This window comes from Streptomyces sp. SID3343 (assembly GCF_009865215.1).
GTDB lineage: Bacteria > Actinomycetota > Actinomycetes > Streptomycetales > Streptomycetaceae > Embleya.
Window position 1 is genome coordinate 1 of the sequence record NZ_WWJX01000524.1, and the last position, 6,399, is coordinate 6,399.

Below are 6,399 nucleotides of genomic sequence, written 5' to 3' on the forward strand. Positions count from 1 at the left end.
GCGAGACGTCCCGGGAAGGAGCGAGTCGGTGCGGGACGCGGCGAGGGTGCCCAGAACGGCGAGGCCGAGCGCGCCGCCGATCTGCCGGGTGGTGTTGACCAGCCCCCCGGCCAGCCCGGCGTCCGCGGCCGCGACGCCGGCGACCGCCGCCGCGGTCAGTTGTACGAACGCAACTCCCAGGCCGAGCCCGATCAACACCGTCGGGCCGAGTACATCGCGGAGGAAACCGCCGTCGGCGGAGACTCGTGACAGCCACAGGAAGCCTGCCGTGAGCACGGCCATACCGATCGCGAGCGTGTTCGAGAGCCCCCATCGACGCGCCAGTCGCGGCGCCGCCGAGGCACCCGCGATGTTCGCGAAGGCGAGCGGGAGTTGGGTGGCGCCCGCCGTCAGCGCACTCTCGCCGAGCACCTGCTGCTGGTAGAGCGGCAGGAAGAAGAACAGTCCCACCCACACCGCGCCCAGCAACGCCATCACCGCATTGGCCGGCGCCACGCTGCCCGCCGCGAGCAGCCGAGGCGCCAACAGCGGTGCGGGGTGGCCGTGTTCGATGACCGCGAACAGTGCCAGCAGCACCAGAGCCGTCGCCATCGAGGCCAGGACCCACGGGTCGGTCCAGCCCGAACGCCCGGCTGCGGTCAGGGCGTACACGAGCGCCACCAGGCCAAGGGTGACGGTCAGCGTCCCGAACGGATCCAGGCCGCGCGGACTCGGCCGCGGTCCCGTCGCCTCGCCGACGCGGACCAGCCGGCCCGAGGCCGCCAGCACGGCGGCGGCGGTGAACGCGCTCGCGAAGAACACACTGCGCCAGCCGAGCCCTTCGGTGAGGACGCCGCCGAGCAGCACCCCCGCGGCGCCACCCGCCCCCGACACCGCGCCCCACACCCCCAGGGCCCTGCCCCGGCCCGGCCCCGGGGGGAAGACCTGCATGACGAGGGACAACGCCGCCGGAGCAATCGCGGCCGCGCCGACGCCCTGCACCGCACGGGCCGTGATCAGTTGCCATCCGCTGGTCGACAGGGCCGCGACCAGCGCGGCGGCCGCGAACACCGAGAGCCCGCCCAGCAACAGGCGACGGCGCCCCACCAGGTCGGCCGCCCTGCCCCCCGGTAGCAGCAGCGCACCGAAGGCCAGTCCGTACGCATTGATCACCCAGGCCATCCCGGACCCCGACAGCCCGACACCGTCGCGCACCTGCGGCAGCGCCACGTTGACGATGGAGGTACTGAGCACCACGACGAACTGCGCGCAGGCCAGGACACCGAGAATCACCCCGGGACTTACCGCGCGCGCCTTCGTCGCGGAATCGGTGGCGGGTTCGGAACAGCGGTCGTCGTCTCGCATGAGAACTCCGTCCATGTGTGGTTGATCAATCATCCTTAACGCCCCGGCAAGTGCCTCCCGAGGAGCAACAACCACGCCGTGGTACATCGCGGGCCGCTGCGGGAGCCGGACGGGAGCACGTACGACACCAACGGCGCCCAAAACTGAGTGGCTAGTCACTCACTCCGCGGGGCGGAGAACCACCGACTCCGAGGTCAGGCCGACCACTGGACCGCGCGCGGGGCGTGACGAACCGTGCCTGAGCGCGCCCGTTCAGTAGTGCCGTATGCCGGTCATCAACGTCCGCGTCCACGGCGCGTCGACCTCGTCGGCGCCGATCGCGGACACCAGGTGGCAGAGCATTCCCGTCGCGAAGAACCGCTGGACCTCCGGGTCCTTGCCACCGGACGCGCCACGCACGTATTCCACGAGTCGCGCGTATCCGGCGCGCACGGCCTCCCGGACAGCCGGCTCGGACGCTGCTGCGGCCTGCGCATGAAGCTGTACAAGGATCAGGTCGTTGTCCCGGATCAAGAGAGCGTAGGCGTCCGCCATCGCGGACAACACCGCCTCCGCCGAACTGTCCGTCGCGACGGCGGCACCACGCTCCAGAGCCTGCCGTACCCGGACGAAGCAGTACTCGACGACCGCCACGAACAGACTCTCCTTGTTCGGGAAGAGCCGGAACACGTACGCCTGCGAGATTCCGGCGGCCTTGGCCACCTCCGTGGTCGTCGTGCCGTAGTAACCTCGCGCCGCGAACGCCCCGATCGCCGTGCGAAGCACCGTCTCGCGGCGCTCGTCGGCGGTGGAGAGTTGCCTATGGCGTTCCATGTTCATGTGAGTACTCAATCACTCACACGACATCTCGTCAACCCCTGATGCCTGGCGATCGACGGCGGCGAGCAGTTCCTCCCTTGACCGGAGAGTCAGTGAGTGATTAGCTACTCACATGCAGGCCATCGTTGAATGTCTGCTGTTCGCCCAAGATCGGCACCCTGCGCGGGGCCAGAGCCTCCAAGTCCCGGAGGCCCCGGATCGCCGCAGGGCTCACGCCCACCTGCCGCATCCGGCCACTCGCTCCCCGCACGGCTTGTGAGTGGTCAATCACACCAATGCTCGACCCGGCCCGCAGACGACACACCCGTAACCCCGCCGCCATCCGCAACCTACCCGGGAGTTCTCGCCGTGGGCACGAACTTCACCGTTGACGACGCCGGACCAGCGCCGCCCTCCCGCCGATCGGGGCCGGCGGCGCCGAAGACCCCGTCATCGTGCGGTTTTCCATCACGGTGAAGACCCCGCTCGCCGACGTTTGCACGGCAACGTCGACGGTGCAAGGCATCGAAGGCGCCCACGTCCGGACGTTGGGCGAGCAGGACGGCGTCATGACGGTCCGTACCGACGAATCCCGGAGCGGCGCGCCGGTCGCCGCCGTATCCTGCGATCTGCGCCACGCGCTCGACCACTCACTGCGCCGATGGCTTCGGCACCCGAAGCACCGAACGCCGGTGGCACCCCCGCTCCCACGCCGATGTGTCGAGCCACCGCGCAGGGGCCGATCGATGCACCCGACGCCGCCGGCCGGTGGCCCCGGCCCGGCCACCCGCACCGAACCCGGCCCCGAAACGGACCGTCGACCCAACACCCGTCACCGAACAGGGGATCGCCATGACCAACCACACCGACACATCGACCGGGTCCCCCATCTCTCTCGCCAAACACGACATCGGGGCATCCACCGAGTCCGCCCGCGAAGCCGCCGGGAAGTGCACGGCCAAAAAGACCAAGGCCAAGGCCAAGAAGAGGAAGGCCACCAAGCACCGTGTGGCCGAGGCGGCCGTGTACACCGGCCTGGGGTTGCTGATCCTGATCGAACCGTGGGTTTTCCTGCTCCTGGTCCCGGTCTTCCTCCTCATCATGTGGAAGTAGCCCCCCTTCGGTTCCCACCGCCTCCGCGCGCGGCGCACGGCACCAAAGCCTCCCGGAGAATGATCATGAGCAATACCACCATCAAGGCCGCCCTCACCGATCTCCCGCTCACCCCGGAGCTCGACCTCCGGGAAGCCGCCGACCGGCACTTCGCCCCCGACTACCGTCAACGTACGGACGGGGAATGGCGATCGCGGCGAGTTCGTCGCGCACATCGCCCACCTGTGCGCGATCGTGGCCGAGGGCAGTGTCGAGGTCCACGAGGGACTGACCAACGGGACGCTGTACGCCAACCGACACACCGTCGAGTTCGTGAAGTCCGGAACGACGTACGAGAGTTCGTGGTCGACAACCTCGGCGACCGGTCGCAGGCCCTGCGCAGATGGCCCCGGGCTCCGGCGAAGAGCCGGGCGCCCGGTTCGCCTCGGGCGACCCGCGCCACCGCCAGGCCGGGCCGGGCCTCGGCGGTCTCGATGCCGGTCAGCCCGTCGCCGACGACCACCACGCTCCCACCGTCGCCCCGCTCCTCCAGGCCGTCCAGGCGTTCGCGCAGACGTACCGCCGAGGGCCGGGCGGAGACGTCGAAGGCGTGCTCGGCCACGCCGACAACGCCGTGGTCGGCGCCGTGGCTGCCGAGCGTGTAAAGGAGCGTGTCGTAGCCGAGTTCGCCGCCGTCGGCGTCGGCCACGGTGACGACCTGGCGTTCGGGGTCGACGGCGGCGACCCGGGCCCGGGCGCAGCAGTATCGCGGTGCCCGCGAAGACGTCCGCGACGGCCCTGAACGAACGCGACAAGACTCACCCTCAATATGCCGGAAAGAGTATCCCGGGCGATATTCACTCGCCACTCACACGCATGCATCCGACCAGGGATGCAGAGCGATTCAAAGACAATCGACGCGTCGTAAAAGAATGTCTGCAGATGGCACTGGGGAAGGAACTACACGACCCCCTCCGACACCGAATGGTCGGCCGCAGCAATGCGACGAGTTCCCCATGGCAGGTACTTTTCAAGGAGCCTCGGGAAACCTCGAAGGATTCTCCGTTCGCCCGATGGACGACACGGACAACAAAAAGGGAGGTGAAGCGATACAGGCATTCTCGGTGAGCACCAGGGCGATTTCCTCCGTGCGTGGGGGAGACACGGCGATGAAGTGGTCGAAGCACGTACGGGCGGCGATCAGACTCTCGATCTCGTCGACCCCGTGTCGTAGGGGGACTTGTTCCGGCACCCAGGCGCGACACGCTTGGGGCAACCCGTAGACATCGACGCGCTCGCCCAGGGTCTTCCAGCCGCTCCCCTCGGCGTTGGCCTCGAGTCCTTCGGGTAGCGGCTCGACGAGGCGGTAGGCGGGGAGGTCGTCCAGAGCCGCGTCGTCGTATCCCCGCAACTCGCGCCGGGCCCACGCCCGCACCTGCGCGAAGTCCGGGTCGTTCCCCAGGGCGACGTACCGACGAAGCAGGGACGCGAGCGAAGAGGAATCGCCCGGGGCTTTGCGTGTCGGTTCGGTGGGGCCTTGTCGGTTCATCCTCGAGCCGAAGGTGGTAGGCGATTCTCTCCGATGGCGAAGCGTCATCCCGCGCGCCTGGCCTACGCCGATCTGCTGGGACCGGGCTGTTCACTCCGATCCCGACCGGTGGGGGGGAGCGGTTTGGTCATGGCCCGGTTGATGTCCCGGTCGCGTCCGGGCATGTAGGGAACTCGACGCACGGGATTGGTGCGTTCTCCTGGACGCCGGACCCGTCCCGCGATCCCTCCACCCACGCCCAGGAACTGTTCGACGCCCACCACTCCGGCGCGTCGGAGCGCGAGCTGGAGCGCATCGTCGCCGCAGGCCTCCAGATGTCGTACTTCCAGGAGGGCGGCACCCGGGCCGGCGACCTGGAAGCAGTCGAGTTGACCGACGTGGACTACTGCGAGTTCGACATCCGAGGCTGAACCCCGACGTGACCGTGCGCCGCCCATTGTGACTGAGCGCTTGACTTGGCGGATGAGCACTCGAGTCGGCGGGTTCGCCGACTCAAGTGCTCGAAGCCGGTGTCACAGGTGTTGGGGGAGCGGCCGGTGGCTTCGGCCAGGGGTGTCCGTCGTGCGCGGCGCCCACGGGGCGTCCCGCTTGTAGATAGTCGTGGTACTCGTCCTGGACCAGTCCTTCGTTGACCCACCGGCCACGAACGGCACCGGTGAGGTTCTCGGCGGTCCTCAGCGCGTCGAGAGGCTCGTCGGATGTGGCGAGCAGGAGCCCGGAGTCCTCTTCGCCGTCCTCGCCGTGGAACGACGGGAACTCCGCCAGATCACAAAAGCTCTCGTGGCCGACGTCCTCACACGCGTGAAGGATGATCTCGTATCGATACCGGACGGGCCGGACCTCGATGTAGTGGATGCCCAAACGGTCGGCGGCTCGAAGCGGACCGAGGAACTGCTCGACGGGCCGACCTCGGCGCAAAGCACCGCAGGCGAAGGATTCTGCCAGGTAGCGCATGGCGGAGAGGGTAGAAGGCGTGGCGGACAGATGGGCCAGGCCGTTCGCCAACTGAAGCGCTCATCCGCCGAATCAAGCGCTCAGTCACATCAGCGGGGTTCGGGAACCGCGCGGACGACGGTGACCGTCAGGACGGACGCCGAGACCGGATAGACGATGAACACGTCGGTGACGGTGGCCTCGCGCCGGTCGTTGTCACCGCCGATCGCGGCGCCGGAGCCGTACGGGTCGTTCGCGACCCGGTCGATGGCGCGGTCGAACGCGGCGCGCCTGGGCCGGGGGAGTTGTCGAGTTCGCGGGCGGCCTCGGGAGCGTAGGCCACGCGGTGGGTGCTCACGGGATGAACGGGGTGCCGTCGGCGTTGACCAGGCCGGAGAAGTCGCCGGCCTGGATGCGGTCCATCAGGGCGTCGTCCTGCGCGCGGGCCTGCTCGGGCAGTGCGTAGTGGAGCACCGCGACGCGCGGGAGCTCGTCCAGGGGTGTCTCGCCGATGGTCTTGTCGAACTCGGCCCGCCGCTCCTCGGGCAGGGCGGCGCGTATCTCGGCGAGCGTGTTCGGCAACGTCCTCGGGTTGATGACCGGCTGGGGTGAGGTTCACGAGAACGGGAGGCACCGGGGGATGCGGCGCGGCATGGTGCGTGAGTGACCGCGATTCCCGCCCG

The 6,399-nt window shown here is 69.0% G+C and carries 6 protein-coding genes and 1 pseudogene; 1 reads left to right on the plus strand and 6 read right to left on the minus strand.

What is annotated here, in order from left to right:
• Nucleotides 1-1,344, minus strand: a 1,344-nt coding sequence (locus GT354_RS16460) for an MFS transporter (RefSeq protein WP_237534986.1), incomplete at its 3' end; no start/stop codon positions are given.
• A gap of 252 nt (nucleotides 1,345-1,596) precedes the next feature.
• Nucleotides 1,597-2,163, minus strand: a complete 567-nt coding sequence (locus tag GT354_RS16465) for a TetR/AcrR family transcriptional regulator (RefSeq protein WP_161357062.1) — start codon at nucleotides 2,161-2,163, stop codon at nucleotides 1,597-1,599.
• A gap of 831 nt (nucleotides 2,164-2,994) precedes the next feature.
• Between GT354_RS16465 and GT354_RS16470 the strand changes: the two genes are divergently transcribed.
• Nucleotides 2,995-3,255 (plus strand): hypothetical protein, encoded by a 261-nt coding sequence (locus GT354_RS16470; RefSeq protein WP_161357063.1) that lies wholly within the window; start codon nucleotides 2,995-2,997, stop codon nucleotides 3,253-3,255.
• 361 nt (nucleotides 3,256-3,616) lie between these two features.
• Here the strand turns inward: GT354_RS16470 and GT354_RS16475 are convergent.
• The 4 genes and pseudogenes from GT354_RS16475 to GT354_RS16495 all read right to left on the minus strand — a co-directional run.
• Nucleotides 3,617-4,028: pseudogene (locus GT354_RS16475) on the minus strand (FAD-dependent oxidoreductase); the annotation flags it as partial.
• A gap of 236 nt (nucleotides 4,029-4,264) precedes the next feature.
• Nucleotides 4,265-4,783, minus strand: coding sequence for a hypothetical protein (locus GT354_RS16485; protein WP_161357064.1), 519 nt, complete (start codon nucleotides 4,781-4,783; stop codon nucleotides 4,265-4,267).
• Between the two features lie 492 nt (nucleotides 4,784-5,275).
• A complete protein-coding gene (locus GT354_RS16490; RefSeq protein WP_202511966.1) occupies nucleotides 5,276-5,737 on the minus strand; it encodes a hypothetical protein in 462 nt (153 codons plus the stop codon).
• 333 nt (nucleotides 5,738-6,070) lie between these two features.
• Entirely contained in the window at nucleotides 6,071-6,298 is a 228-nt protein-coding gene (locus GT354_RS16495; protein WP_202511967.1) for a hypothetical protein, read from the minus strand.
• Between the last annotated feature and the right edge of the window lie 101 nt (nucleotides 6,299-6,399).

Excerpts from the sequence above, each read along its gene's own strand:
- GT354_RS16465 (WP_161357062.1), bottom strand. The coding sequence starts at position 2,163 with ATGAACATGGAACGCCATAGGCAACTCTCCACCGCCGACGAGCGCCGC.
- GT354_RS16485 (WP_161357064.1), bottom strand. The coding sequence starts at position 4,783 with ATGAACCGACAAGGCCCCACCGAACCGACACGCAAAGCCCCGGGCGAT.
- GT354_RS16490 (WP_202511966.1), bottom strand. The coding sequence starts at position 5,737 with ATGCGCTACCTGGCAGAATCCTTCGCCTGCGGTGCTTTGCGCCGAGGT.
- GT354_RS16470 (WP_161357063.1), top strand. The coding sequence starts at position 2,995 with ATGACCAACCACACCGACACATCGACCGGGTCCCCCATCTCTCTCGCC.